The sequence below is a fragment of the Pyxidicoccus caerfyrddinensis genome (assembly GCF_010894405.1).
GTDB classification, from domain to species: Bacteria; Myxococcota; Myxococcia; order Myxococcales; family Myxococcaceae; genus Myxococcus; species Myxococcus caerfyrddinensis.
The window spans coordinates 361,086-386,858 of the sequence record NZ_JAAIYA010000003.1 but is presented as its reverse complement, the minus strand read 5'-3'; the positions used below and the strand labels follow the sequence as shown (position 1 = coordinate 386,858).

Genomic DNA, 25,773 nt, shown 5'->3' with positions numbered 1-25,773 from the left:
CGCCGCTCATATCCAGAAGACCATGTCGCGCTCGGCCTCCTCGGGGCCGGCGCCGTGGCCGCCCTCGCGCAGCCAGCGGCGATACGCCTCGATGTCGGCGTGGTGCAGGTCCGCCTCGGTGCCGGAGTAGACGCCGCCACCGGGCCCGTCGAGCAGCGCCTCGCGCTGGATGCCCATGATGACGACGTCCTGCTGGATGACCTGCCGCGTGTACCAGCGCACCAGCGGCATCAGCGCGCGTCCCACCAGCGCCCCCGGCAGGTCCACCGGGAGCCGGTAGCTGATGGCCGTGTAGACGAGGCTGTCCGTGGCGCCGATGGGCGTGCACTGCGAGTTGATGACGAAGCCGTGGTCGCCCCACAGGTAGTCCACGCGGGTGACGTTGGGGACGTAGTACTTGTCCGTGTGGAGCAGCGGCAGGCCGCTCGGGTTGAAGAGGCGGCCGAGCCCGGTGACGGTGTCCTGCTCCTGCTTGTACGTCACCAGCACGCTGCCCGCCGTGCGCCGCACCGTGGCGGGGACGCGTCTGCTCGCCGGCTTCCGGAACCAGCCCGGGTGGACGAAGAGCGTGTGCGGCACGTCCATGAAGTTCTCGACGAGGTTCGTCACCCCGTTCGGGAAGCGCGTCACCATGAAGTAGACAGTCCACCCGGGCTGTCCCCAGTAGGGGACGCGGAAGGGCTCGGCCCGGGCGCGCGAGGCGTCGGGGCCTCCCATGAAGACGAAGACGAGCCCGTCCTGCTCCACCGTCGGGAAGCGCTGGAGCTGGCCCAGCTTGCAGGGCTCGGACTGGAGTCCCTCGCGCGCGCAGGCGTCCGCGTCCATCAACTCACTCCGCTGCGAGGGCCCGAGCGAGGGCACCTCCACCACCGCGCCGGACGCGTCATAGACCCAGCCGTGGTACGGGCAGCCCAGGCGCCCGTTGAACACGGCCCCGCGCGACAGCCGTGCGTTGCGGTGCAGGCACCTGTCCCGCAGGGCGGCGGGCCGGCCGTGCGCGTCGCGGAAGAGGACCACGCCCGTGCCGAAGAGGGTGCGTGCGAGCGGCGTGCCCATCTTCAGCTCAGTGGAGAGACAGGCCACGTACCAGTAGTCCTTCAGCGCGCCGCAGCGGGCGAGGTCGGCCTCCGCGTCGAGCTCCACGTTGGGCGTGCGAGGAGCCTCCACGGGTTGCAGGTGGTGGGGCTGTCTCATGCGGCGGCTCCTGTGAAGTGGGCGGACCAGCCGGGCTGGCGGTGCAGGTCCATGGGCTTGATGTCACCGGCGCGCTGGCCGAGCGCGATGCAGCGGGCCTCATAGCGGCGGGCCCCTTCCGAGACGCGCACGGCGCGCACCGGGCCGAGCTGCCCCAGCTCACGCGCGTAGCGGTAGTGGTGGCCCTCGTGAAGCGCGCGCTCCACGGCGGCCGCGGCTTCGGCGAGGCGCGCGTCGGGAGCGCCCGTCTCCAGGAAGAGCCGGTAGGCGGGAGGCTCCGGCGCCGGGTGCCACTCGGGGGCGAGCATGGCGAAGGCGGGGCGTTCACCGCCGAAGAAGCACGGGAGCGTGGCGTCCAGCACGGCGGCGACGCGCGTCGCGGCGAGCTTCTCCCCCACGAGGTCGCAGACGGCGTCCGCGCGGCCGAGGAAGCGCAGGCAGGGCGTGGCGTGCCGGAAGCCCTCCACGCGCACGAGGTCTCCCAGCCGGTAGCGCAGCAGCCCGCCAGAGGTGGAGAGGAGCACCGTGTACGTGCGGCCCCGCTCCAGCTCGTGCGCGAGGCGCGGGCGGGCGTCGGGATGCTCGGCATCGACGAACTCGAAGAAGTGACTGCGGACGGCGAGCACGGGCGCGGGCGCATCAAAGAGGGGCACGGTGACAACGCCCTCCGTGGCCAGCAGTCCCTTGCCCTGCACCTCCACGCCGGTGAAGCGGCGGCACGCGGCGGGCACCGCGTGCGCGGCCTGCGCGTCCGTCCACATGCTGAGCAGGGAAAGACGCGGCCACAGCGCGCGGGCCTGGAGGCCGTGCCGCAGGGCGGAGCGGAGCGCGGCGGCGCGCTCGGGGCGCGGAGGAAAGTGCATGCGGGCGAGGACCGAGCGGACCGCCGCGTCGTCCGTCATCTCCAGCGAGGAGGCGTGAGACGGGCTCGGCGTGATGACCGCACCAGCCTCACGCTCCGGTGGGCGGCAGGTGCCCCGTTCCAGGTCCTCCGCCAGCCGCTCCCCGTGTTGCTCCAGTGCATCCATGAGCAGCGTGAGGAAGCTCGGGTTCCACACGCTGATGAGGACCAGGTCCTCACGCGCGACGAGGTGCCACAGCGTCACGTACCGGCAGCGCTCCACGTCGGGCAGCGCGCCCACGGCTCCCGGCACCGCGAACACCCGCGAGAGCAGCGGTCGCAGCGCGCGGGAGAAGTAGGCGCTGTCCTCCACGCTTCCCACCGGGAGGCCCCCCGAGGTCCTGCCCTGCTTGCGACCCATGGGAGAGATGGACCAGTAGCTCGGTCCGGTGCGGAGCACGGGCCTGTGGTGGAGCAGCTCGAACAGCATGGGAGACAGCGCGCGCTGGAACTCGTCCAGCAGGCCCTGCGTCACCGGCACGAGCTTGCTCGCACCGGAGGAACCGCCCGAGGGCTCGAAGCGCGTCACCGGCTCACGGGTGAGCACGCGAGCCTCACCGGAGGCGATGCGCTCCACGTCCGGTGCGACGCCGTCGGGCGTCACCATCGGCACCGCGTCCTGGAAGTCCCGCGCGGTGCGCACCCGCTCGAAGCCCGGGATGCGCGCGGCCTGCTGGCTTCCCGAGACGGCTCGCAGCACCCGGGCCAGACACTCCGCCTGCGCCGCCTCGGGCTCACGCAAGGCCCGGTGGAAGCGCAGCGCCGAGGGCGCAAGCGCGGCACGCAGCCCTCCGAGCAACACAGAAGAGGCCATCACGTCGCGCGCCTCCTCACGTCCCCACGCGGACGCCCACCTGCCGCAGCCCGCGCCGTGCCCAGCCCCGAAGCTGTCCCCACACGCTTCGCCCCAGGGCCCGGGTGAGGTCCCACCAGCGAATCTCCACCAGGCACACCAGCTCCTCGCCGTCCGCGTGGCCGGGGTTGCGCTCGGCGAAGAAGGCGATGTGCGGGTGCGCCGCCGCGGCACGGTCGATGGGGGCAATGCCATCCCGCACCCGGTAGTGCGCGCCGTGGAAGCGCAGCGTGCCCCGCCCCGCGTCGTACTGCGTACCGAACCAGCGCGTGGCCAGCTCGCGCAGGAAGTCCTCGCGTCCGGGTGGCGGCGTCCAGTCGCGCCGGGGCACCGTCCTCCCGAAGTAGTTCACCGCGAGCAGGTACGTCTTGAACCCGGCGCTCAGCAGCAGCCAGTGCAGCGGACGCAGCGGGTTGCGCAGCTTGCGCGACAGCAGGAAGCGCCCGAAGCACACCTGCAACACCTTGTGTCCCCACCAGTCCGGATGGATGACGGTGTCGCCCGAGTACACCACCTCCACCACGCGTCCCGCCGCGCGCTCCTCCGCGACACGCAGCGTGCTGAAGCCCACCAGCTCCGAGCCGCGCCGCGCATGCAGCAGGATGACGTACTGCTTGCCGTCCAGGTCCTCCGCGAATCGCTCCGGCGACACGCCCGCGTAGCAGAGCTGCATCAGCGCCAGCATCTGCGCGCGCTGCGCCTCCGTGAGCGACTCGCGCCGCACCGTGGAGCCCTTGAGCGGAGACATCATGGCGTGACGCTCCCGCGCAGCGCGGCGGCACCCGCGGGCTGCCGCAGCTCGTGGTAGCGGTCCGGCTCCAGTGTCACCTCCTGCACCGCGCCGCCGTACCAGTGCACCTCCGCCTTCACCGGCCCGGAGTAGCGCCCCAGCCCGAAGTGCAGCCGGGGGTCGGCCGAAGCGGAGAAGCCGCCCATCAGCCCCACCTCGCGCACCTGCTCCACGCGCCGCCCGTCCTCCACGTAGGAGACGACGATGCGCGTGCCCACCGCGCTCCGGTGCGTGCCCGTGCCGTTGCCCACCAGCGTCAGCCCCACGAAGTGCGCCTCTGGAGTCACCGCGCCCCGCAGCGTGTTGCGGTACAGCGACAGGGGCGCGTGCTGGTTGGTGACGAGCGCATCCAGGTCCCCGTCATCATCCAGGTCCGCGAGCAGCACGCCGCGCGAGTTGTCCGGGTCCTCCATTCCCAGCTCGCGCGCCAGGTCCACGAAGTGCCCGGGATTCTCGTCGCCCAGGTTGAGGTACACGCGCCGCGCCTCGTTCGGGTAGAGCGTCCGCCCGCGGATGTCGCCCCACTTGTCCGCGTACGTATGCATCTCCGGCCCGGACTGCATCAGCTTGTGATTGACGTACCAGTAGTCCTTGCGCTGGCCATCGGGGATGCGCCACTGAGCCCCGTCCAGCCGGTCGTCCACCATGCCATTGGCCTGCACCAGGTCCGGCCAGCCGTCGTTGTCCAAATCTCCAGCCGCCGCGCCCCAGCCAAAGCGCCGCTCGTTGAGCGCGCCGCGGAAGGTGGCCTCGTCGTGGAACGCCGGCGTGAAGGCGTCCTCGCCCGGACCCACCATCCACAGCAGGCTGCCCTCCGCCTGCAGCGAGTGGTGCACGTTGGAGACGTACACGTCCAGCCATCCGTTGCGGTCGAAGTCCGCCACGGACGCGTTCATGCCCTTGTACGTGTCCTTCCCAATCTCACCGAAGAGGCGCCCGGCGACGCGGCGGAAGTGGCGGCCCTGCTCGTTGAGGTAGACGTCATCCGGCCCGAAGTCGTTGGCCACGTACAGGTCCGTCCAGCCGTCGTGGTTGAGGTCCACCGTGCTCACCGCGAGCGACCAGTGCGTGTCCCCCAACCCCAGCGCCTTCACGTCCACCTTCTCGAAGGTGCCGTTACCCCGGCCCCGGTACAGCGCGTTGAGGCCGCCATTGGTGGCGTTGTGCCAGCCGTCGTGCATGAAGCGGAACATGCGCCGGTCGTCCGGAGTCTCCGGCTGTGGCAGGCGGAAGAGGTTGAGCGGCACCGGCGGCGAGTAGTCCGGCAGGTGCGTCGTCAGCGCGTTGAGGACGAAGAGGTCCAGGTGCCCGTCGCGGTCGTAGTCGAGGAAGGTGAGCCCCAGGCTCACCGCGTGGTCCGTCACGCCCGCCGCTTCCGTCACGTCCTCGAAGCCGGCGATGCCTGTCTCGCGCAGCGTGTTGCGCAGCAGCCGCACCGGTCCGAAGGCCACCGCCACCGCGAGGTCCGCGTCCCCATCTCCATCCCAGTCCACGAAGGTGCCGCCGCCTGCCAGTCCCTCTTCCTTGTAGCGGGTGGCGAAGTGCTCCAGCGCGGGCACGGGCACGCGCTCGAAGCGGAAGTCGCCGAGGTTGCGGTAGAGGCCGGCGTGGTGCTCGGGCGTGGCCAGCGGGTGAGAGAGGAACAGGTCCAGCTTCCCGTCCCCGTCGTAGTCCCCCGTGGCCACCGCGTCGCCCACCGCCACCAGCCACTTCGCCACGTGCGCCAGGCGCGGGTCCAGCTCCTCCAGCGTGTGGCCCATCGTGGAGCCCAGCCCCGCCGCCGCCACGTCCACGCGGTCCATGTGGAAGGACAGCGGCTTCGTGCGGACACCGGGCGCGGCGGCCACGGTGAAGCCCACGGCCATGACCGCACCGAGCCCGCCCACCACGCCCGCTCGCCTCAGGTACGCAGGGGACAACAACGCCTTGAGCGATTCGCCCGCCCCGCGCTTCCACGCCGCGCGCGCGTGGAGGAAGAGGAAGCGCACCGCCGCGCAGGTGAGGGCCGCGTAGAAGAACGTGTAGACGCTCTCCTTCAGGTGCAGCACCAGGTCCACCAGCGTCACCGCCAGGGCCAATAGAATCTGCCCGCGCCGCGTGCCCGGCGAGGTGGCCGGGTCGGTGAGCATGTAGAAGACGAAGATGAAGAAGGACGGCGCGCCCAGCGTGCCGAGGAAGAGGACCTCCGGCGGCAGGTGGTGCCGCATGATGAACGCGCGCAGCGCCGTCTGCAGCGCGTAGAAGCCGAGGAAGCTGACCACCAGCCAGCCCCGGCCCACGCGGAAGAAGAAGAGCACCAGCGCCGCCATGAGGATGAAGGCGGACAGCGCCACGTTGCCGTTGGCCCACTGGTATGCGGGCGCGGCGGTGATGAGCTCGCGCGTCAGCAACAGCGACAGCGCCACGCCGAACATGGACGGATTGAAGACGTGCCGGCCCTCGACGGTGAGCACGTACTTGGAGCCGATGGCCAGCCACACCGGCAGGAAGAGCAGCCAGCTCGAGTGCGAGTAGTTGAGCAGCAGCGCCAGCGAGCAGCAGGAGATGTACGCGCTCAGCGGCACCACCTTCCGCCGCGCCAGCAACCACCCGAGCGCCACGTCCAGCGCGCTGCCAGTAACGACAATCGTGGCCATCTGCCACGGGCTGCGGTTGAAGCCGAAGAAGGTGAAGCCCAGCACGCCGTAGAGCGTGAGGAGCGCCGCGAAGGGCAGGCGTGGGTCATTCCACCGGGGCCACGTCCAGCCCCAGCGCTCGACGCGCGGTGTCGTGTGCAGCGGGGCGTACACCTGTGCAGCCAGGTTCGCCCCCGGTCCAGCGCTCATGGTTCGCCGCCTCCGCCCCTGTGCGACTCACGCCTCGGCACCAGACCGGGCAGGTCTTGCGAGCGTGCCCCGCCGCTCGCGGGCTGTCCAATCAGCATCGGGGCTTGCATCCGCCCTCCCCGCCTGTGCTCACTTCGTGCATTCCGTCCATGTCATGAGTGCCTCACTGCAAGCCGCGAGCACGGCGCCCGAGCCCCTTCCCCGACGCGCCGCGGTGCCACCCGCGCTGCTGGTGCGTGCCACCGTGCCGGGACTGCTGCGCCTCGCCGCCATCGAGTGGGCCTGGATGGGCGCATGCTGGCTCGCGCTGGCGTGGTGGCCGTGGGCCGCGCTGCTCGCGGTGCCCGTCATCGCCGGGCGGATTCATGCGCTGGGCGTCATCTTCCACGACGCGGTCCACCTGAGCGTGCGGCGCAAGAGCGTGGGGCTGAGGCTCGTGGAGCTGCTCGCGGGCTACCCGGTGGCCAGCACCTGGGAGTCCACGCGCTACCACCACCTGCGCCACCACCATGACGCGGGCCTGCCGTCGGACCCGTATCGCCGCAGGCCGCTGCATGGCTGGCGCCTGGCGCGCGCGTGGCTGCTGCTGGTGGGCGTGGTGCCCTTCTGGGTGCTGCGCGGACCGGTGGGGCTGCTCGCGTGGGCCGTGCCCGCGCTGCGCGTCCCGTATGCGCGGCTGTTCCTCCAGGCACCGGCGTCTCCCGGGCTCGCGGACCCGGAGGAAGTACGGGCCTGCGCGCGCTCCGAGCAGGGACAGGTGCTCTTCCACCTTTGCGTGCTGGCGCTGGCGTGGCGCTGGCCGGAAGCCGTGGCATGGGGTTACGCGCTGCCGCTGCTGGTGGCCTCGGGCTTCAACGCGCACCGGCTGCTGGCCGAGCACACCGCGGTGCCGGCGCGCGGGCGCACGCTGGAGGACGTGCTCGCGGTGACGATGGACCACGGGCTCGGGTGGCCGGGCCGGCTGTGGCTGGCGCCGCGCAACGTGGGCTGCCACGTGGTGCACCACCTGCATCCGCAAGTCTCACTGGAGCACCTGCCCCGGCTGCGCGCGTGGTACGTCGCGCGCTTTCCCTCGCACTACCCTCCGCCCCGGCGCTTCTGATGCTCTCCCCGCACACCCGCGTCCTCGTCGCCGTGCTCGCGCTCCTCTGTGGCGTGGTCGCGCTGTTCTTCCGCCGCGCGCAGAACGCGAAGGGCGCGCGAGGCGGCCGCATCTCCGGGCCCAAGGTGGCGTGGCTCTTCTACGCGGTGTTCCTCTGGTTCCTCGTCTGCCCGCTGGTGGCGCTGGACGCGAAGGTCCCCATGGAGGCGCGCGCGGTGCTCGGCGCGTTCGCCGGCTTCATGTGGCTGCGCGGCGCGGCGGAGCTGTACCTGCTCTATGTGACGAAGAGCTGGCGGCCCCCGTACGGCGTGGCGCACGACGTGGCGTGCATCGCGCTGGTGCTCGGCGGGCTGGCGTGGGGACGCGCACGGTGGCTGGGGACGTCAGGCGCCGCGAACGTGTGGGCGCTGGCCTTCGTGGGCCTGGTGCTGTTGAGCCTGTTCGTCGAGGTGGCGTACGCGGCGCTCTTCTTCCACGCGGTGGAGGGACGCACCACGGGCGACGAGGGCATCTGGTTCGCCGACGAGGAGCAGGCGCGCTTCCGCCGCATCAACCGGCTCACGCTGGCGCTCAACGTGCCACTGTATGCGGGACTGGCCGGGCTGCTGGCGTGGTCGTGAGGCAGGCGGCCCGGGCGCTACGCGAGCAACTGCTTCCAGATGTCCGCGCGATAGCGAAGGCGGACCTGCTCCCGCGCCACCGAGGGAATGAAGAGGACGTCCTCCAGCGGCTGGAGCCCCTTCGAGACGGCGAGGCGCACCAGGGCGAGCCCCTCGATGGAGACGTACCCCTCCGTTTCGAGCACCTCCGGCTCCAGCGCCTCCTTGTCGCGCAGCTTTCCGAAGCGCACCTCCCGCGCATTCATCATGCGCGTCAGGGCGTCGTCGAAGCCGGCCCCATCCACCGCCAGCAGGGCATGGCATACCGCGAGCCGCGGGTCCTCAGAGCCCTCGAGGACCTTCTCGTAGCGTTCGAGGAGGTCCCGTCCCTCGCTCGCGTCCCTTCCCAGGAAGAAGTGGTCCATCAGGAAGCGGACGAAGAGGAAGTCCTCCTCGTACTCGCGGTTCTTGTCGGCGGCTCGGGGTAACAGGCGCGCCAGCTCCCGCGCGGCCTCGGTGTCCCCGCAGGCCACCGCGTCGAAGAACGGCTCCGCCCGGCTGGTCAGCTTCTGGGCCTCGGGCGCGGCGCTGGCGAACTGCACGAAGGCGCGGGCGCTCGCATGCAGGCACTCGTGGAAGCGCGCCGCGGTGCCGGACATCAACAGCGAGCCGATGCCGGCGATGCGGAAGTTCTGGCAGAAGCGCAGGGCCTCCTTCAGCCCTCCCTTCCCGGCGGTGAAGGCCGGGAGCAGCTCCTCGTTGTCGCCGAGCGCATTGCCGATGAAGACGGGCAGGAACTTCGAGGCCAAGGACAATCCCCTTCCAGGCGACGGACTCAGGCCTTCGCCGCGGAGACCGTCAGCTCCCGCAGCACCACGTTGGTGAAGCCCTTCTCTTTGAACGCGCGGGCCAGGGGCTCGCTCACCACGTAGAGCTGCAGGTCCTGCTGGAGGCGGAAGAGCGCGGGAGCGTCGCGCAGCTTCTCCGGGTCCAGCACCAGCTTGCGGATGCCGACGATGGCTCCGCTGCGGTGGTACTTGATGTCGCTGGCCTTGACGTCCACGCCGTCCACGCCGCCGAGCGGATTCACGAAGAAGTAGTCCTGGCTGCGCACGCGCCCGCGGTGGTCCAGGAGGGTGAAGGGCAGGTACTCGATGGCGGCCTTCGGGCAGTGCTCGGCGATGACGTCCTTCATCGCGCCGGAGACGACGAGGTAGTTGAAGGTGTTGCCCAGCACCGCGGAGAGCTGGATGCCGGTGCGCTCCTCGCTCGGCTGGACCTTCACGTCCGCGGGATAGGAGCCGCTGATGGGCTCACCCGCGGCCAGGCAATACCCGTCCAGCCCCACCGCCTCCGGCTCCTGGTCCAGAACGAGCAACTCGGAGTCGTTGAGGTCGCCCAGGGTCTCCAGTTCGAAGAATCTCATGGCATCCCGTTGATGAGGGTGTCGAGCGTGCCCGTATACCCCGGAGTGCCCGCCTCACGCTCCGCTTTGCTCTGGCGCGCGGTGATTTGCGCGTAGAGCTCCTCGGACAGTTGCTCGATCTTCTCCTTGGCCAGCTCGTGGGCGAGCTTCGTGTGCTCCTTGTCCTTGCGGACATACTTGCGCAGCTCGCCCTCGTAGGTGCGCATGACCTTGTCGATGCGCTTCGCCACGTAGTCGCTGTACGCGCGGTGGTCCCGGTACAGGAAGGTGATGAGGTGGCGCGGCAGGTTCAGGGCCCCGGCCACCTTCTTGTCCATGGGCAGGATGACCATGTTGATCTTGTGGTTCAGGTTGTAGCCGGCCCTGGCCAGTCCCCGGCGAACGATGAGCGTGGCGTTCGGGAACTTCTTCTCCAGATTGTTCATGGCCACGCGCAGCTGGCTGTTGGTGACGACGTGGTGGCCGTTGTGGATGTACGGCGTCCGGTAGTCCCACTTGAAGTTCTTGTTGGTCAGCGACTCGGAGACGTCCCAGTCCCCCTGCTTGGGCGCCTTGAGCAGGAACCGGTAGCCCTCGGGGAAGATGGGATAGAGCGTCCCGCTCTTGCTGGTGTAGTTCCGCATCGCATCGGTGCGGATGTCCTTGCCGCGCGCGAGCTTCTTGTACGCGGGCCAGTTGTAGAGGTGGGAGTCCTCCAGCGCGTGCTTGAAGGCCTGCCAGCGGTGGGAGCACGTGATGGGGTCCCATGCGGCCACGTGGCGGTTGAGACAGCGCCCGCCTTCGGTGCTGTTCTTGACGCTGACGTGAATCCAGTTGGCGACGTCCTCTTCATGCTGCGCGGCGGATGCATCCGTCATGGTTCACCCCTTCAGCTTGAGACACACGGCGCCGACCTGCCCACGCTCCGAACTGGAGACCGTCACGACATGCTCGGCCCGCGCATACCCTCGCACGAGCGCCCTCGCGGCCACGCACAGGCCGACGGCGCCACTGGCCGCGCCCGTGTCCCCCACCGAGGTGGCGGGCAGGACCAGGTGGAGTCCCTCGGCCAGCTTCTGCCCCAGCCTGAGCCGGGCGTAGCCCCACTCATTCGCGCGCCAGTTCTCGCCATTCAGGTCCGAGACGAGGCTGCCCGCGAAGGGCGCCTTGAGCGCCGCGCCGGCCAGGACCTCCTCCAGGGCGTCCGCCAACGCGACGCCCAGGTTGGGCTTCCGGGTGAAGAAGTGGTCCTTCTCCATCCGGACCGCCGCGCTGACGATGGCGAGCTGCATCGGGGGCTGCCTCCGACGGGCGCTCGCGGCGGACTCCAGCAGGAAGCACGCCCCCGCCTCTCCCGGCATCAGGCCCTGGGGGTGCTCCGGCGTCTTGAGGCGCCGGTATTGAAGGAGCCACTCCAGCGTCAGCGGATCACAGTAGGAGTCCACCGCGATGACGAGGAGCCGTTCGAGCCCCCGGTCCGCCATCCAGCGGCTGGCCTGGTGGATGGCGTGGACGGCCCCCGCGGCGCCCAGGCAGAGGACCTCCGCGTTCCGCTCGTCGATGGGCAGCCCCAGCGCCTCGAGCAGCGGCTGCAGGTAGGCAAGCCGGACCGGCTCCGTGGAGGGAGGGGCGTCATCGCTGGCTTCACCGCCGAACCGGTCATCGTCGTGGTACGGGGTGACGGCCAGCACGCCCGTCGAACGCCAGAAGGCCACATCCGAGGCGTCCGGAAGCGCCCCCTGGCGGAGCAGGTCGGACACGCAGCCACGCGCCAGCCCGAGCCAGCGTCCGATGATGGTGAACCCCTCGGTCAGGGCGCGCACGGGATGACCGGTGATGGGCTCCATCTCCTGTGACGTCTCATCCAGCGCCTGGAAATAGGTGAGGGGCTGGGCCCGGACGATTCCCGCGCGCATGGCCGCGCAGGCCGTCACGACATCCCGTCCCACGGAGGAGACCATTCCCAGACTGGTGACGACGACTTCCAATGGGCTCGTCCTCTTCTTCCGCGCAGGGCGTGGATTGTCCCAACGCGGCCCCACACAAGCAAGCTGTCCCGGACAAAGGAGCGCGCTCGCGAGAATCGCCCCGGTTCCGGCTGATACACTCGCTCCCACGCCATGGCACACCCGTCCATCGAGAACGAGACCCCCTTCGCCTTCGACATGATGGGCCTCGTCGACGAGGAAGGTCGGCCCCTCATGCTGCTCGTGGTGAAGGCCACCTACGCCATGGGTGACTCCGGGCTGAAGCTGGCGGAGAAGCAGGCGCCGGTGAAGTGGAGCGGCGAGTCCTGGGGCAAGCCCGGCGAGTCCAGCGACAGGTACGAGCCGGGAACCGCGTTCATCAAGCTCGCCACGGACGTGGTGCTCCTTGGCCACGCGTACCCGCCGCAGAAGGGCGCCACCGAGTCGCTGGTGGCCCTGCAGGTAGGCCCGCTGAAGAAGGCCGTGCGCGTGGTGGGCGAGCGGACGTGGTTCCGGAGCATGGGCCACATCGCCGCGACGAAGCCGCTGCCCTTCGACAAGCTGCCCCTCACGTGGGAGCGCGCCTTCGGAGGGTGGGACAGGACGGACGCGGCGAAGCCCGCCTTCGAGCCGCGCAACCCCGTGGGCACCGGTTTTCGCGCCAGCCCGCGCCACTTCGAGGAGGGGCTGAAGCTGCCCAACCTGGAGGACCCGGTGGAGCCGCTGCGCGAGTTCGGGCAGAGAGTCACCCCCGCGGGCTTCGGCTTCACCTCCCCGCACTGGCAGCCGCGCGCGAAGTTCGCGGGCACCTATGACGAAGCCTGGAACAAGACGCGCAAGCCGCTGCTCCCCAAGGACTTCGACCGGCGCTTCTTCAACGCCGCCGCGCCAGGGCTCGTCGCTCCCGGCTACCTGAAGGGGGACGAGGCCGTCGTCATCGCGGGGGCTTCACCGAAGGGCCGGCTCGCCTTCCCGCTCCCCGGGCAGGCGGCACCGGTCATCACCGTGGAACTGGCCAGCGGTGAGGACGCGAAGCCGGAGCTGCGCCTGGACACCGTCATCCTCGACACGGACGCGGAGCAGGTGACGCTGCTGTGGCGCGGGCACGTGGTGCTCGGCGAGGGCGTCCATGACGTGCGCGGGCTGAAGCTCACCGCGGAAGGGGTCTCCCCGCCGAAGAAGGCCTGAAAGAACAGGGGGTTCCCAGGCTTCCGGGGACTTGCGCCTGCATCATCGCACCTCTGACTCCTGCTCCGGCGGGTGCTCGCGCCGCGTCGCTCCGAGGGAGTAGACTGTGCCTTCCTGGAGGTGGACGCCATGCCCGTCAATACCGGTGTGAACAAGATGTCCGTGGTGACGAAGGACAGTGGCGGTATCACCTCGGCCTTCCCGGACGTGTGCAAGACGCCCAGCCCCGCCGGGCCGGTGCCCATTCCGTACCCCAACATCGCCCAGTCCTCGGACACGGATAAGGGCACCAAGAAGGTGTCCGTCGGCGGCAACCCGGTGTGCGTGAAGGACTCCAACTTCAAGACGAGCTCCGGCGACGAGGCGGGCACCGCCGGCGGCGGCGTGGCCTCCAGCAAGACGAAGGGCAAGGCCGAGTTCGTCAACTTCTCCTTCGACGTGAAGTTCGAGGGGAAGAACGTGGCGCGCGCCATGGACCTGATGCTCCACAACGACAAGAACACGCCGCCGTTCCCCGTCATGCAGGGGCCCGTCGTGGCCATGGGTGGCAACGAGGGCAAGCCCAAGTGCCTCGTCTGCGACCACGAGGTCTAGGCGCCCCGCCGGAATCCACACCATGAGCGCGCATCCCGACAGCAAGCCCCTCCCCACCGGTCCGGCCATGCCCGAGCCCATCCTCGGCAGCCGGGCCGGGCAGCTCGTCGGGCTGGATGCCAATGGCCTCCCCCGCGTCGACTTCCCGGGGAACACCGCCGGCCCCGTGCCCGCGCGGCTGGCCACCATCCTGGATGCGAAGGCCCTCCAGGAAGCAGTGGCCCGCCGGCAGAAGGTGGTCCTCCTCTTCGAGAATGGAGACCCGGGCCAGCCCTTCGTCATGGGCCTCATCCAGGAGCCCAGCGCCACGCCGCTGCTGGACGCGCTGCTGGAGGCTCCACCCGACGCCGAGGCGGCCCGGCCTCCCACCGAGGCCCGTGTGGACGGCAAGCGCATCGTCATCGAGGGCCAGGACGAAATCGTCCTCAAGTGCGGCGAGGCCAGCATCACCCTGCGCCGCAACGGCAAGGTCATCGTGAAGGGCACGTACCTGGAATCGCGCGCCACCGGCACCCACCGCATCAAGGGTGGCTCGGTGGAGATCAACTAGCCCGCCATGGCCGAGCCTTCCGGACGCCCGCTTCGCTGGGACATCTACGAGACGCACCTCGAAGAGGCCGCCTTCCGCTGGAGCCAGTGGGAGACGGCGCTCGATGCGCCTGACTTCGTGCTGGAGGAAGTGGCGGAGCAGGAGGAGCACGTCGCCGCGCACGTGGACGGCCTGGTGCTGGGCGGTGAGCCCGTGGCGGAGCGCCTGCTGGTGCCCGCGCTGGCGGACGAGCCCGAGCGCATCGTCGCCGCGGCGCTCGCACTGCTCCAGGCGGAGGCGCCTTCCGGGCCTGCCGCCGTGCTGGCCGCGCTGCCCGCAGCCGAGCCTCCCGCGCTCGCCGCGCTCCGGCGTGCGTTCGAGCTGGTGCCCGCGGCCGCCCTTCCCGCGAGCCTGCCCGCGCTCCTGAAGCATGAGGACGCCGCCCCCGGGCGGCTGGCCCTGGTGCTCGACACGCTGGGCGTGCACGGGCTGGCCACGGCGCCGCTGTGCCTGCCATTCCTCGCGCACCCGGAGCCCCTGGTGGCCGCCGCCGCCCTGCGCGCCGCCAGCCGCGCCCGGCTGCCGCTGGAGCCCGCCATGCTGCAGCTCGCGCTGGACTCGGCCGAGCCCACGCTGCGCGATGCCGCCATCGTCACGGGGCTGATGGGGGGCCATCGCGGTGCCTGGAGTGCCTGTCAGGCCGTGGCCAGAGCGCCTGCGCCCGGAGACCGGCTGCCCCTGCTGCTGCTGGGGATGAGCGGAGATGAGCGGGACGTGAAGCAGCTGCTGGAGCTGCTCTCCACCGAGGCGCTCCGGCCGGACGTGCTGTGGGCACTCGGCTTCTCCGGACGCGTGGCCGCTGCGGATGCCTGCGTGGAGCTGATGCGGCACAAGCCCGTCGCCGCGCTCGCGGGCGAGGCCTTCAGCGCCATCACCGGGCTGCGCATCGCGGAGGAGTACGCAGTCCCGCGTGAGGAAGAGGACGAGGCGCTTCCTCCCCTGGAGGAGGACCTCGCCGCGGACCTCACGCCGAAGCCCGAGGACGCACTGCCGAAGCCGCGGCCCGAGAGCGTGGCGGCGTGGTGGCAGCAGGAGCGCCAGCGGCTGGACGCGAAGCAGCGCTACCTCGCGGGGCAGCCGTTCACCCCTCTGGCCCTGCTCGACGCGCTCGCCAGCGCGCCCATGCGACGTCGCCATGCGCTGGCGCTGGAGCTGGCGCTGCGCAGCCGGGGCGCGATTCAGGTGCCGACACGTGCGTTCGCGATGCCGCAGCTCGACGCGCTGAAGGCGGCCCGCTCGGTGCAGGCCTCGTCGTTCAGCCGGCCGTTCGCGGAAGGGCTCCGGGGCTGAGGCCCGGCGTCACACCAGCGACCTCCGGCGGCCCGCTCAGGCCTTTGTCGTGGAGACGGGGATTTCCCGCAGCGGGATGTTGGTGAAGCCGTGCTGGCGGAGCGCATCCGCCAGCGCCTGGCTCACCACGTAGGTCTGCCGCTTCTGCTCGAGACGGAAGAGCGCGGGAGCATCGCGCAGCTTCTCCGGGTCCAGCACCAGCTTGCGAATGCCGACCACCTTGCCTCGGAGGTACTGGATGTCACTTGCCGCTGCATCCACACAGTCCCGGTGCCCGAGCGGATTGACGACGAAGTAGTCCTTGCTGTGAACGCGTCCCCGGTGGTCGATGAGGGTGAAGGGCAGGTACTCGATGGGGACGGAGGCGCAATGCTGGGCGATGACGTCCCTCACCGCCGCGTCCACGATGAGGTAATTGAAGGTGTTGCCCAGCAGCGAGGTGAGCCTGACGCCGGGGTTCTCTTCGCTCAGCTGCATCCTGGCGTCAGCGGGCCAGGCGCTCGCGATGGGCTTTCCGACGGCCGCGCAGTGCGCCTCCAGGCCGAGCGCCTCGGGCTCGGCCTCCAGCATGATCAAGTCGGGGGCATCCGCGAGCCCCAGCGTCTCCAGCTTGAAGAATCTCATGGCGAGTCCTGCATCATGGAATCGAGCGTGCCCTCGTAGTTGAACCCCGCCGACTCGCGCTCCTGCCTGGTCATCCGGGACGTCACCTGGCCGTAGAGCTGCTTGGAGAGGAAGACGATGCGCTCCTTGCACAGCTCGTGTTCCAGCTTGACGTGCTCCTTGTCACGATTCTTGAGGTAGTCGCTGAGCTGCTCCTCGTACTCCTGCATGATGACGCTCAGCTCCTGGGCAACGTGCTTGCTGTAGACATGGTGGTCCCGGTGCAGAGGCGTGATGAGGTGACGCGGCAGATTCAGGGCGCCCGCCACCTTCTTGTCCATGGGCAGGATGACCATGTTCTCCTTGTGGTTCAGGTTGTATCCGGCTCTCGCCAGCCCCTTGCGCACGATGAGGTCGAACCCAGAGAACTTCTTCTCACTCTTGACGATGGCCTCTCGCAGCTTGCTGTTGGTGACCAGGTGGTGGGCGTTGTGGAGATAGGGTGTCCGGGAGCTCCATTTGAAGTTCCGATTCCCCAGGTCCTCCGCCACATCCCATTCCTTCTCCGCCGGAGCCTTGAGCAGGAACCTGTAGCCCTTGGGGAAGATGGGGAAGAACTCACCCTTCTTGCTCGTATGGTCCTTCAGCGCGTCCGTGCGGATGTCCTTGCCGCGCGTGACGAGCTTCTTGTAGGCCGGCCAGTTGTAGAGATGGGAATCCTCCACGGCGTGCTTGAAGGCCTGCCACCGGTGAGAGCAGGAATGCGGTTTCCACTCCGCTTCATGTCGGTTGAGGCAGCGTCCGCCCTCCATGCTGTTGTTGATACCCACATGGATGTGCTCCTGGACATCTGACTCGTGCTGCTCGTCCGTCGCTGACATGACTCACCTGCTCCTTCGGAGGCTCAGGGTGCCCACATGCCCACGTTCCGAGCTCGCTGCGACCAGGACCCGCTCTGCCCGAGCGTAGCCTCGAACGAGGAGCCCTCGCCGCTACGCACACGGAGACAGCGTCACTCGCGGCTCCCGTGTGCCCCAGGGAAAGCGCGGGTAGGAGCAATCGCGCCCCTTCCCCCCGGGCGCTCCGACAGCCGGACACGCACATGGCCGGCCAGAAGCCCTGTCATGCGCCAGAAGTCCGCTTCAGAGGCCGACGGCAGCTCGCCATGGTGGCTGAGGTCGCGGACACGCCCTCTCAGACAGGGCAGAGCCACCGTCCGATGACGCCGAACCTCTGCGTGAAGGCCCGGATCGGATGGCCGACGATGGGCTCCATGAGGCCCGCATCCTCATCCGGGCATGCAAGTCGTGCGGAAGCTGGGGACGCGTGAGAGCCTCCCGGATGGCCGCGCATGCTGGGGTGACGTCATTCCCCACGAACGGACCTTCGGCGCAACGTCCACGCCGCGGCACGCTCCAGCCAGCGTGCCGGAGGCTCATGCCCGCCCTTCACACCCCCGGATGCATCCCCATGTCCTCGTCGCCGTGGATGAGCCACTGGCGCGCGGAGGACTCCTGCCAGAAGCGCCGCAGAATCCGGTCCGTGTGGCTCTCGCGCGCAATCCGGTTGAGCTGCAGCGCCACAATCTGGCTCTCCACCAGCTCCGCCACGCGCACCACGCCCGAGCGCAGGCCGTACTCCTGCACGCGGCGAATCATGTCCGCGGCCTCCGGTGACGCGGGCTTGAACGTGCGCACGTCCGCCTTGATTTTGATGTCCTTCCCCGACAACGAGTCGGTGGCGCCTCGCAGCTCCGCCACGAAGCGCTGCATCTCCTCCACGCGGATGTAGCCGTCGAGGATGAAGTCCACGATGCCGTGCTGCCGGTCGACCTCTATCTGGAACACCGGGCTCTCCTTCTCGCGCAGGGAATTACGGGGTGAGCCGCTCTGGCGTGATTAGGAGAGTAGAGAAGCGACGCGGGTGCCGATAGGCGTCCAGCAGGACGGGCCCAGCGTTGAATTCATGATGGGGACCCCAGCCTGTCGAGCAGCAGCTCCAGCGCGCGCTCCGCGATGGCACGGCGCACCGCGCTCCGGTCTCCCGTGAAGACGTGACGCTCCACCGTGGCCTTCTGGCCCCGGCGCAGCACCGCGACGAAGGCCAGCCCCACCGGCTTCTGCGGCGTGCCGCCCGTGGGCCCCGCGATGCCCGTCTCCGCCACCGCCCAGTCCGCGCGCGAGCGCTCCAGCGCGGCGCGGGCCAGCGCCTCCACCGCCTCCGCGCTCACCGAGCCATGCGCCTGGAGCAGCTCCAGCGGCACGCCGAGCTGCTCCACCTTGGACTCGTTCGAGTACGGAATGAACCCGCGCTCCACCACCGCCGACGCGCCCGGCACGTCCGTCAGCCGCGCGCACACGAGGCCGCCCGTGCACGCCTCCACCAGCACCAACCGCACGCCCGTCTCACGGCAGCGCCGCAGCACCCTGGCGGCCAGCACGTCCGGTGTCTCGCTCGTCATCGGTGTCCCTCCGCCGGCCGTGCGCCCAGCACCGCCACCAGCGTGTCTTCCCGGTAGGAGATTCCCACGAAGCCCCGCTCCCGTCGCAGCGCCACCGCCGGGTGGATGTCCGCGGGCCGCACCCGCTCCAGCGACTCCAGCGCCACGAAGCCCGCGCGGCGCAGCCGGTCCATCCACGACTGCGCCGTCTCGTGGCGCTCGCAGCGGGCGGACTCGTCCACCGTGCCCACGACGTCATCCACCTCGCGGCCGAAGAAGCGCTTTATCGCCGCGCGCTCCGCCCTCGGCACGTCCAGCGTGTCCAGCAATTCGAACACGCGCGTGAAGTGGTTCCACGCGTTGCGGAAGCGCTCGCGCACCGGCGCGCGGTGGTGGTCCACGTTGGGCTCGCACAGCACCAGCCCCGTCGGCTCCAGCGCGCGCAGGCGCCGCAGCACCGCGTCGCGCGCCGTGCCGCCGCTGTCAGGCGCCTCCGCCACGTGGTGCAGCGCGAAGGCCGCGTTCACCACCAGCGGCCGGGGCACCCCGCGCAGCGCCGCCCACGTCGCGTCCTCCAGCGCCTCCACCGGCGTCTCCAGTCCCACGAAGCGCACGGCCGCGCCCACCTCACGCGCCACCTCCGCCACCGTGGCCTCCGCCTGGCGCAGACTGGCGCCGCTCGGGTCCACGCCCACCAGCGTCAGCCGGCGCGGCAGCGCTCCCGCCCGTGCCAACGCGTGCAGCAGCCCGCATTCCTGCCGCCCCTGGCCGATGCCCACGTCCAACAGCGTGGCCTCGTCGTGCCCGCGCAAAAGTCCCACGAGCACCGCGTTGGCCACCGCGTCCGCCGCCGACGCCAGCGGCATGTGCGCCATCAGCAGGCGGAACAAATCAATCTGCCGCGGCTCCGCTTCCGGCTCCGGGTGCAGGTACGGATTGCGCGGCACCGCGCTCGCGCCCTCGAGCCGCCGAGAGAGCGCCGTGGCGAAGAGGAGGTAGTGCAGGTCCTCCGACACGCCCTGCACGTCCAGCAGCGCGTACAGGGAGAGGAGCGCCTGCGCCGCCTGCGTGGACCGGCCCGCCAGTGCATGCTCCAACCCCTGGAGCAGCAGCTCATCCTTCGGCGTGCGCATGGGCGTACCTCCCGTTCCCAGCAGCGCGTGCGTTCATTGAGTTTGAAAAAGAGTAATGACGCACGCGCTCGTGCCTCCAGGTGCGCGCGCCGCCTGCCCCTCCCTCCGTGGGCTGGCCCACATGCTTCATGCCCGGCGAGGCCGAAGCGTGTGCGCCCGTCCACCCTTGGATGGACCCTCTGTCCCATGCCTCGGAAGGCGCACACATGTCCCACCGCGGACGCGCGCTGAAGGTCCGCGCACTCCGCCCACCCCGCGAGTCAGGAAAGCTGTCCGCCGCCGCTCGCGGAGCCCCACCCACGGCCCATCGTCGCGTCGGGGAGCCATCCCTACCTTGCGCCCCCTTCGAGAAGCCGGATGCACGGAGGATGAATGGCTGGAGCAATGAGGACGTGGCGGATGCTCGCGGGGCTGCTGGCGCTGGCCGGGCCCTGGGGGAGCGCGGCCCGGGCGCAGGACTCCAGCTGGAAGCACCCGCGCTTCCCGCCCGTCGTGGACACGCCCTTCAAGAAGGTGCCGCGCCCCATCATCGGCGCCCTGCGCCAGCCGCTGCACGAATTGCCGCAGAACGACAACTTCGAGCTCGTCGGCTACCACCCGCTGCCCAACCCGGGAGACACCATCGCCCGGGGCCGCAACGGGCCCACCGGCATCTCCGGCGACTGTCTCTACGTGGGCAGCCGCATCGGTCGAAGACCCGGCACCGGCCCGCTGTTCGGCACCCCGCCGCTGCCGCCCGAGGTGCTCATCGTCGACATCTCCAACCCGCGCCGGCCGAGGCCCGTGGGCGCGCTCCCGACGATTCTCAACGCCACCTCGCGCGAGCTGCGCACCATCCCGGACGCGCACGCGCTCATCGTCATGAACTTCCGGGAGACGGGCGAGGACAGCGGCGCGGTGAACAACTACCAGGTCTATGACATCACCGACTGCCGCCGCCCGGTGCTGCGGCAGACGATTTCGCTCGGCATCGACCGGCCGCACGAGTTCTTCCTGTGGAGAGACCCGCGCGAGCCGGCGCGCTTCCTCCTCTACTCCTCCATCCACCTGGGCGACGTGCGCGAGCCGTCGCTGCGCGTCTTCGAGCTGATGGCCCCCCCGGACGGCCCCATCAGCCCGGAGCCGGTGGCCACCTTCACCCTCACGCCCGCCGTCCCCCGCGTGCAGCCGGTGCAGCCCTTCGAGTGGCGCGATGACCACTTCGTCTTCGACACGGAGAAGCCCGCCGTGCAGCGCAACAACGTCCACTCCATGTCCGTCTCGCAGGATGGCACGCGCGTGTACGTGGCCAACATCCACGGCGGCTACTACGTGCTGGACAGCTCGCGGCTGGCCAACCGTGAGCCGTGCATCCGCGACACCGTCACCGTGGACGAGACGAGCAACACCGACCCCAACCTGTGCCTGCGCAAGCTGAACCCGGACCCGGACGCGCGGGTGGACTTCACTCCGCCGTATGCGTGGACGGAGCACTCGGTATACCCGGTGCCGGGTCGGCCGTACCTGGTCATCTCCGGCGAGCGCAACGGCACGGAGACGTGCCCGTGGAGCTGGGGGCACATCCTGGACATCTCCAACGAGCGGCGGCCGCAGGTCGTCTCGCGGTACATGCTGCCGGAGAACCTGGAGCCCAACTGCGTGCCCGGCGGCCCGGGAGACCCGTCGCTCCAGCGCGAGTTCTCCCCGCACCAGCAGCTCGTCTTCCCCAACCTCTTCTTCGTCTCCTGGTACTCGGCGGGGCTGCGGGTGTGGGACATCGCCAACCCGGTGCTGCCGATGGAGGTGGGCGTCTACGTGCCGAAGCCGGCCTCGCGCGTGGTGGAGCGCTTTCGCGACAGCCCCGACGTGTGGATGTGGCCGCACCCCATCCTCTACAACGGCCTCATCTACATCACCGACGAGAACAGCGGACTCTACGTGCTGCGCTACAAGGGCCCCCGTGCCCACGAGCTCCCCCGGAGGGGGCTCTTCGTGAGCAACACCAACTACCTCGCCCCACCTCCGCTGCCCCCGCGCACCTCGCAGGAGCCGGTGGCGCCGGAGCCCGCGGACGACACCCCGTAGAAAAAATGCGGGTCGCTGACCGCGCCAGCCGGGTGGGGGGTTTTGAGGAGACTTCCCCTGGCTGATATAGGCGGCGCCCGCGAACCGCACTGGCCGGAGTGTCCGCTTCGCGAGCCCTGGTGTTGGTGCGTGTGATGCAACCGCAACGCTTCTGCATTTTCCTCCTGCTCCTCCTGGCGGGGGTGCCCGGCGTCGCGGGTGCCCAGGGCGTGCCCTCGCCCGCCAGCGAGCAGCGCGCGGTGGAGGTGGACGTCCAGGCCACCGACGCGGGCACCGCCGTGTCCGCCGAGGACGCCGAGCGCCTGGGCCTCACCCCCGGGGAATTGGTGCCTCCCACGCTGGTGACGGAGTCACCCGCCGCGTGGCCTGAAGGACTGGAGGGCACGCCCGGCGAGGTGACGCTGGAGTTGCTCGTGGACGTGCAGGGCGCGGTGGCCGAGGTGAAGGTGATGCAGGCTCCCGCCGAGCCGCGCCTCACCGAGGCCGCGCTGAAGGCCGCGCCCGGCCTGCGCTTCACCCCGGCCACGCTGGGCGGCATGCCGGTGGCGGTGCGCCTGCCCTTCGTCTACCGCTTCGCACCACCCGTCCAGGTGCCCGCCGCCACCGCGCATCTGACGGGCGAGGTGCGCGCCCGGGGCACGCGCCGGCCCCTCGCGGACGCCACCCTCTTCCTCGACGGCAGCACCGAGCCGGCGGGCACCGTGGACGCGCGGGGGCGCTTCGACCTCGAAGTGCCTCCCGGCCCCCATCGCGTGGAGGTACGCGCGCCCGGCCACCAGTCGGCGACCTTCGACGAGACGGTGACACGGGGCCAGTCCGTGCAGGTCGTCTACCGGCTGCAGCCCGGCCGCGTGAATCCGTATGAGACGGTGGTGCGCGACGAGCGGCCGCGCACGGAAGTCACCCGCATCAGCCTGCACGAGCAGGAGCTTCGCGAGGTGCCCGGCACACTGGGAGACCCGTTCCGCGTCGTGATGCTGATGCCGGGCGTGGGCAGCATCGCCTCCGGGGTGAGCTACCCGGTGGTGCGCGGCAGCCAGCCGGCGGCCACCGGCTTCTTCCTCGATGGCGTGCGCATCCCCATGCTGTACCACCTGCTGCTGGGGCCCGCGGTCATCCACCCGGACTTCATCGATACCGTGGACTTCTATCCGGGCACGCCGCCGGTGCAGTTCGGCCGCCTGCTGGGGGGCGCGGTGGAGGGGCGCCTCTCACGGCCTCGCGAGGACCGGCTGCACTTCACCGCGTACGCGGACCTCATCAACAGCGGCGGCTTCATCGAGTACCCCTTCGAGAAGACAGGCACCTCCGTCAGCGTCGCCGGCCGCGTCAGCTACACGGGACTCCTGATTGGCCTGGGCCAGCGGTTGGTCTCCAATGCGCAGTCGGAGAAGCTGCACGCCCAGTTCTACGACTACCAGGCGCGCGTGGAGCAGCAGGTGGGCGAGGGGCGGGTACGGCTCTTCGCGCTGGGAAGCTCGGACGACGTGGGCTCGAGTCCGTCCCTGGACTGGGAGGGCAACACGGGCGGGAGCATCGTGTCCCGCTTCCACCGGGTGGACCTGCGCGGCACGCACCCGTGGGCGGGAGGCGAGGCGGAGGTGGGCTTCACGGTGGGCTGGGACGAGGTGGCCTTCGCCGGCCAGGAGACGGTGCTCGACGCGGGCGGCGGACTGGGGGTGAGGGACGCGGGCGAGTACGGCCTGGCCCAGACGACGTACTCCGTGCGCGCGGGCTGGAAGCGGCACCTCTCCGAGACGCTGGAGGTGGCCGTGGGAGGAGACGTGGAGCACCGGCGCGCCGCCACCGTCATCACCGGCACGGCCGTGGCCCCCGGCCAGCAGCCCGGCGTGACGGGAGACCCGCTGAAGAGTCCTTCGTCGCTGGCCACCTTCTCCGGTACGTACGCTACGGCCACATGGCGGCCGGCGGAGCGCTGGCTCGTGCAGCCCGGCGTGCGCGTGGACGCGTACCACCTGGTGCCCGGCATCACCCACACCACCGTGGAGCCGCGCCTCACGGTGCGCCACCAGCTCACGGACGCGCTGACCCTCAAGGGCGGCGCGGGCCTCTTCCACCAGCCGCCCACCGTGCTGCTGCACGTGCCCGCGCTGGACACCGCCGGCCTGCGCTACGGCCTCCAGTCCGGCGCGCAGTTCGACGTGGGCGCGGAGTGGAAGGCCACGGAGGGGCTGGAGGTGAGCGGCGACGCCTTCTACAACCCGCTGTCGCGCGCGGTGGAGTTCGACGTGCTGGACGTGGCGGAGAACCGGCGCCGCGGCAACCTGTCCGAGGACCCCGCCACCACCGGCTACGCGTACGGCTTCGAGCTGATGGCGCGCCACCCGCTCGGCGGCAACTGGTTCGGCTGGGCCTCGTACAGCTTCCTCCAGAGCCGGCGCCGCGTGCGCATCGAGCGGTACGGCGATGACAACCGCGTCCTCGAGACGGTGGAGGGCACCCTGCCCTTCGCCTTCGAGCAGGCGCACGTCTTCAACGCCGCACTCAGCTACAAGTTCGACACGTGGACGTTCGGCACGGTGGTGCACTTCAACACCGGCCGGCCCGAGTCCGGGCAGGTGTCCACGCAGACGCACCGCCTGGTGACGGACCCCGGCGGGCGCCCGAGGTGGGTGCGCGTGGACGAGGACCGCGTCGAGCGGCTGGGCAGCTTCTTCCGCGTGGACTTCCGCGCCGCGAAGTCGTGGGCCATGGAGGACTTCACGCTCGACGCGTACCTGGACGTGCTCAACATCTCCGCTCAGTGGGAGACGTTCGGCTACGAGTACCGCCTGGACATCGAGGGCCCGGTGCGCGAGCCGCTGCGCCTGCCCGTCATCCTTCCCATGCTCGGCCTGAAGGGGACCTACTGACATGCGCGCTTCGTCTCTGCCCCTGCTCGCGCTCCTCGTCACCGGCTGTGAGCGGATGCCGGAGGACCCCATCTTCATGTACGGCCAGGTGAAGCACCTGGACGGCTCACCGGCCGGCGGCACCCCGCTGCGCATGGAGCGCGCGCTGGACAGCTTCGACTACCTGCCCGGGGGCCCCAGCTACCTGGAGGGCCGCGTGTGGAAGTACGAGCCGTTCTCGGAGGGCGCCACCGAGGCCTCGGGAAGCTTCACGCTGGAGGCCCTGGCGCAGGACCTCTTCGCGGAGTCCTTCATGGAGGAGAGTGGCTATTACGGCATCCTGTGGCACCGCTTCCGCGTGTACCCGCCACTCGAAGCGGACGGCAGCGGCGTCTTCGTCGCCTTTACCGCCGACGACGACGTGGAGCTGCCACCGCTCCAGCCTTGGGCCTCGGGCTTCGCGGTGGGCGCCGGGCCCTCGCTGACGTTCGCCGCCGCGCCGCCCGCTCCGGAGCTGCCACCGTCCGCGACGCTGCCGCAAGTCTCCGTGGGCGGCTCCGACGACCCCATCAGCGCCCCTCCCAGCCCCCCCGAGCCGGTGGTGCAGCTCGTGAGGGGTGACGGGCTGGTGTGGCAGCAGGTGGCGGCCACCTCTCCCTGGGCTCCCAGCCCCTACGTGCTGGAGGACTTCGACGGAGTGGAGGCCCAGGTCCGCGCGGCCACCGCGGGCCAGTGGTACTTCGAGCCGCTGCTCGCCGAGCCCAGCTCGCTGACGTTCCGCATGGAGTGGCGAAGCCCGCGCGTGGCCCTGCCCGCAGGCGCCCTGCGGCCCGTGAGCCGGGACAGGCCGTGCAGCCCGGGCCCCGTGGACCGCCCGTGTCCCTACACGGACGGGAAGCTCGAGAGCGTGGTGACGCTCCTTCCGAGCGACGGGAGCATCTTCGATGGAGGCGTGGAGTCGCTGACCTTCACCCTGGATGCTCCCGCGCGGCTGCGCAGGCTGGTGGTGCGCAACCTGGAGACGACGCTCGACTACCAGGCCCGCATGCGGGTGGTGCTGGAGGGCAGCGGGGACGGCGAGGCGTGGACGCAGCTGGGGAGCTTCGTCCACGTGAACCACGCGGACGACCCGAGCCGGTCGCTCCTGGACTCCGCCCTGCGGGACACCGCCACCGACAGCCCCTTCGACGGGCCGATGGAGCTGTGGACGCCTCCCGTCTTCGTCGATGTGCCCCTCACCGGGGAGCTGCCGGTGCGCTACGTGCGGCTGTACGTCACGCCGGAGGATGCGACGTGGAAGGGCCGGCTGTGGAAGCTGGGAGAGGTCTCCCTGTTCGAGTAGGCCCGCGGCATTGGCATCCCACTGGTCAACCGCGAGGGGCTT

The 25,773-nt window shown here is 70.4% G+C and carries 22 protein-coding genes; 9 read left to right on the top strand and 13 right to left on the bottom strand.

Going from position 1 to position 25,773, the window contains the following annotated elements:
- Positions 1–6 precede the first annotated feature (6 nt).
- From G4D86_RS08715 to G4D86_RS08700, 4 genes are read right to left on the bottom strand one after another with little or no spacing between them, the layout of a single operon-like run.
- Positions 7–1,194 carry an aromatic ring-hydroxylating oxygenase subunit alpha gene (locus tag G4D86_RS08715; RefSeq protein ID WP_163991498.1) on the bottom strand — a complete coding sequence of 396 codons (1,188 nt, stop codon included), beginning with the start codon at positions 1,192–1,194 and terminating at the stop codon, positions 7–9.
- Positions 1,191–2,909 (bottom strand): GH3 family acyl-acid amido synthetase, encoded by a 1,719-nt coding sequence (locus G4D86_RS08710; RefSeq protein ID WP_240360166.1) that lies wholly within the window; start codon positions 2,907–2,909, stop codon positions 1,191–1,193. Before G4D86_RS08710 ends, G4D86_RS08715 begins: the two co-directional genes overlap by 4 nt.
- A 16-nt stretch (positions 2,910–2,925) precedes the next feature.
- Positions 2,926–3,699, bottom strand: a complete 774-nt coding sequence (locus G4D86_RS08705; RefSeq protein WP_163991493.1) for a hypothetical protein — start codon at positions 3,697–3,699, stop codon at positions 2,926–2,928.
- Complete coding sequence (locus G4D86_RS08700) at positions 3,696–6,563, bottom strand: FG-GAP-like repeat-containing protein (protein ID WP_163991492.1); 2,868 nt, start codon at positions 6,561–6,563, stop codon at positions 3,696–3,698. The genes G4D86_RS08705 and G4D86_RS08700 overlap by 4 nt, the downstream gene beginning before the upstream one ends.
- A gap of 154 nt (positions 6,564–6,717) precedes the next feature.
- On the opposite strand from G4D86_RS08700, the gene G4D86_RS08695 reads away from it, so the two are divergent.
- Both G4D86_RS08695 and G4D86_RS08690 read left to right on the top strand, forming a co-directional pair.
- Positions 6,718–7,665: a fatty acid desaturase family protein gene (locus G4D86_RS08695; RefSeq protein ID WP_163991490.1), complete on the top strand. Its 948-nt coding sequence runs from the start codon at positions 6,718–6,720 to the stop codon at positions 7,663–7,665.
- Positions 7,665–8,285 carry a hypothetical protein gene (locus G4D86_RS08690; protein WP_163991488.1) on the top strand — a complete coding sequence of 207 codons (621 nt, stop codon included), beginning with the start codon at positions 7,665–7,667 and terminating at the stop codon, positions 8,283–8,285. The genes G4D86_RS08695 and G4D86_RS08690 overlap by 1 nt, the downstream gene beginning before the upstream one ends.
- 17 nt (positions 8,286–8,302) lie before the next feature.
- On the opposite strand, the gene G4D86_RS08685 is transcribed toward G4D86_RS08690, so the two are convergent.
- Genes G4D86_RS08685 through G4D86_RS08670 form a run of 4 tightly spaced genes read right to left on the bottom strand, consistent with a single transcriptional unit; the run spans position 8,303 to position 11,657 of the window.
- On the bottom strand, positions 8,303–9,073 hold the full coding sequence (locus G4D86_RS08685; RefSeq protein WP_163991486.1) for an Imm49 family immunity protein: 771 nt from the start codon (positions 9,071–9,073) through the stop codon (positions 8,303–8,305).
- 26 nt (positions 9,074–9,099) lie between these two features.
- Positions 9,100–9,690 (bottom strand): imm11 family protein, encoded by a 591-nt coding sequence (locus tag G4D86_RS08680; protein WP_163991484.1) that lies wholly within the window; start codon positions 9,688–9,690, stop codon positions 9,100–9,102.
- Entirely contained in the window at positions 9,687–10,547 is an 861-nt protein-coding gene (locus tag G4D86_RS08675) for an AHH domain-containing protein (protein WP_163991482.1), read from the bottom strand. The genes G4D86_RS08680 and G4D86_RS08675 overlap by 4 nt, the downstream gene beginning before the upstream one ends.
- A 3-nt stretch (positions 10,548–10,550) precedes the next feature.
- Entirely contained in the window at positions 10,551–11,657 is a 1,107-nt protein-coding gene (locus G4D86_RS08670) for a hypothetical protein (RefSeq protein WP_163991480.1), read from the bottom strand.
- Between the two features lie 132 nt (positions 11,658–11,789).
- Between G4D86_RS08670 and G4D86_RS08665 the strand changes: the two genes are divergently transcribed.
- The 4 genes from G4D86_RS08665 to G4D86_RS08650 all read left to right on the top strand — a co-directional run bounded on the left by G4D86_RS08665 (position 11,790) and on the right by G4D86_RS08650 (position 15,297).
- Positions 11,790–12,824, top strand: a complete 1,035-nt coding sequence (locus G4D86_RS08665) for a DUF2169 family type VI secretion system accessory protein (protein WP_163991478.1) — start codon at positions 11,790–11,792, stop codon at positions 12,822–12,824.
- 129 nt (positions 12,825–12,953) lie between these two features.
- Positions 12,954–13,418, top strand: a complete 465-nt coding sequence (locus G4D86_RS08660) for a DUF4150 domain-containing protein (protein ID WP_163991476.1) — start codon at positions 12,954–12,956, stop codon at positions 13,416–13,418.
- 22 nt (positions 13,419–13,440) lie between these two features.
- On the top strand, positions 13,441–13,968 hold the full coding sequence (locus G4D86_RS08655; protein ID WP_163991473.1) for a DUF6484 domain-containing protein: 528 nt from the start codon (positions 13,441–13,443) through the stop codon (positions 13,966–13,968).
- Positions 13,969–13,974: 6 nt separating this feature from the next.
- Entirely contained in the window at positions 13,975–15,297 is a 1,323-nt protein-coding gene (locus G4D86_RS08650; RefSeq protein ID WP_163991472.1) for a TIGR02270 family protein, read from the top strand.
- 36 nt (positions 15,298–15,333) lie between these two features.
- Here G4D86_RS08650 and G4D86_RS08645 read toward each other — a convergent pair whose 3' ends face one another.
- The 5 genes from G4D86_RS08645 to G4D86_RS08625 all read right to left on the bottom strand — a co-directional run bounded on the left by G4D86_RS08645 (position 15,334) and on the right by G4D86_RS08625 (position 19,473).
- Positions 15,334–15,921 (bottom strand): imm11 family protein, encoded by a 588-nt coding sequence (locus G4D86_RS08645; protein ID WP_163991469.1) that lies wholly within the window; start codon positions 15,919–15,921, stop codon positions 15,334–15,336.
- A complete protein-coding gene (locus G4D86_RS08640) occupies positions 15,918–16,781 on the bottom strand; it encodes an AHH domain-containing protein (protein ID WP_163991466.1) in 864 nt (287 codons plus the stop codon). The genes G4D86_RS08645 and G4D86_RS08640 overlap by 4 nt, the downstream gene beginning before the upstream one ends.
- A gap of 567 nt (positions 16,782–17,348) precedes the next feature.
- Positions 17,349–17,747, bottom strand: coding sequence for an STAS/SEC14 domain-containing protein (locus tag G4D86_RS08635; protein ID WP_163991464.1), 399 nt, complete (start codon positions 17,745–17,747; stop codon positions 17,349–17,351).
- 116 nt (positions 17,748–17,863) lie between these two features.
- A complete protein-coding gene (locus G4D86_RS08630; protein WP_163991462.1) occupies positions 17,864–18,361 on the bottom strand; it encodes a CinA family protein in 498 nt (165 codons plus the stop codon).
- Entirely contained in the window at positions 18,358–19,473 is a 1,116-nt protein-coding gene (locus G4D86_RS08625) for a GRAS family protein (RefSeq protein WP_163991461.1), read from the bottom strand. The genes G4D86_RS08630 and G4D86_RS08625 overlap by 4 nt, the downstream gene beginning before the upstream one ends.
- A 372-nt stretch (positions 19,474–19,845) precedes the next feature.
- Here G4D86_RS08625 and G4D86_RS08620 point away from each other — a divergent pair, with 372 nt between their 5' ends.
- The 3 genes from G4D86_RS08620 to G4D86_RS08610 all read left to right on the top strand — a co-directional run bounded on the left by G4D86_RS08620 (position 19,846) and on the right by G4D86_RS08610 (position 25,731).
- Positions 19,846–21,537, top strand: a complete 1,692-nt coding sequence (locus G4D86_RS08620; RefSeq protein ID WP_163991459.1) for an LVIVD repeat-containing protein — start codon at positions 19,846–19,848, stop codon at positions 21,535–21,537.
- Positions 21,538–21,671: 134 nt separating this feature from the next.
- Positions 21,672–24,410, top strand: coding sequence for a TonB-dependent receptor domain-containing protein (locus G4D86_RS08615; protein ID WP_163991457.1), 2,739 nt, complete (start codon positions 21,672–21,674; stop codon positions 24,408–24,410).
- A 1-nt stretch (position 24,411) separates the two neighbouring features.
- Positions 24,412–25,731, top strand: a complete 1,320-nt coding sequence (locus G4D86_RS08610) for a hypothetical protein (protein WP_163991455.1) — start codon at positions 24,412–24,414, stop codon at positions 25,729–25,731.
- Positions 25,732–25,773: the final 42 nt, after the last annotated feature.

Excerpts from the sequence above, each read along its gene's own strand:
- G4D86_RS08630 (WP_163991462.1), bottom strand. The coding sequence starts at position 18,361 with ATGACGAGCGAGACACCGGACGTGCTGGCCGCCAGGGTGCTGCGGCGC.
- G4D86_RS08665 (WP_163991478.1), top strand. The coding sequence starts at position 11,790 with ATGGCACACCCGTCCATCGAGAACGAGACCCCCTTCGCCTTCGACATG.
- G4D86_RS08620 (WP_163991459.1), top strand. The coding sequence starts at position 19,846 with ATGGCTGGAGCAATGAGGACGTGGCGGATGCTCGCGGGGCTGCTGGCG.
- G4D86_RS08640 (WP_163991466.1), bottom strand. The coding sequence starts at position 16,781 with ATGTCAGCGACGGACGAGCAGCACGAGTCAGATGTCCAGGAGCACATC.
- G4D86_RS08700 (WP_163991492.1), bottom strand. The coding sequence starts at position 6,563 with ATGAGCGCTGGACCGGGGGCGAACCTGGCTGCACAGGTGTACGCCCCG.
- G4D86_RS08615 (WP_163991457.1), top strand. The coding sequence starts at position 21,672 with ATGCAACCGCAACGCTTCTGCATTTTCCTCCTGCTCCTCCTGGCGGGG.
- G4D86_RS08690 (WP_163991488.1), top strand. The coding sequence starts at position 7,665 with ATGCTCTCCCCGCACACCCGCGTCCTCGTCGCCGTGCTCGCGCTCCTC.
- G4D86_RS08675 (WP_163991482.1), bottom strand. The coding sequence starts at position 10,547 with ATGACGGATGCATCCGCCGCGCAGCATGAAGAGGACGTCGCCAACTGG.
- G4D86_RS08660 (WP_163991476.1), top strand. The coding sequence starts at position 12,954 with ATGCCCGTCAATACCGGTGTGAACAAGATGTCCGTGGTGACGAAGGAC.
- G4D86_RS08695 (WP_163991490.1), top strand. The coding sequence starts at position 6,718 with ATGAGTGCCTCACTGCAAGCCGCGAGCACGGCGCCCGAGCCCCTTCCC.
- G4D86_RS08705 (WP_163991493.1), bottom strand. The coding sequence starts at position 3,699 with ATGATGTCTCCGCTCAAGGGCTCCACGGTGCGGCGCGAGTCGCTCACG.
- G4D86_RS08680 (WP_163991484.1), bottom strand. The coding sequence starts at position 9,690 with ATGAGATTCTTCGAACTGGAGACCCTGGGCGACCTCAACGACTCCGAG.
- G4D86_RS08650 (WP_163991472.1), top strand. The coding sequence starts at position 13,975 with ATGGCCGAGCCTTCCGGACGCCCGCTTCGCTGGGACATCTACGAGACG.
- G4D86_RS08710 (WP_240360166.1), bottom strand. The coding sequence starts at position 2,909 with ATGGCCTCTTCTGTGTTGCTCGGAGGGCTGCGTGCCGCGCTTGCGCCC.
- G4D86_RS08715 (WP_163991498.1), bottom strand. The coding sequence starts at position 1,194 with ATGAGACAGCCCCACCACCTGCAACCCGTGGAGGCTCCTCGCACGCCC.
- G4D86_RS08645 (WP_163991469.1), bottom strand. The coding sequence starts at position 15,921 with ATGAGATTCTTCAAGCTGGAGACGCTGGGGCTCGCGGATGCCCCCGAC.
- G4D86_RS08610 (WP_163991455.1), top strand. The coding sequence starts at position 24,412 with ATGCGCGCTTCGTCTCTGCCCCTGCTCGCGCTCCTCGTCACCGGCTGT.
- G4D86_RS08625 (WP_163991461.1), bottom strand. The coding sequence starts at position 19,473 with ATGCGCACGCCGAAGGATGAGCTGCTGCTCCAGGGGTTGGAGCATGCA.
- G4D86_RS08655 (WP_163991473.1), top strand. The coding sequence starts at position 13,441 with ATGAGCGCGCATCCCGACAGCAAGCCCCTCCCCACCGGTCCGGCCATG.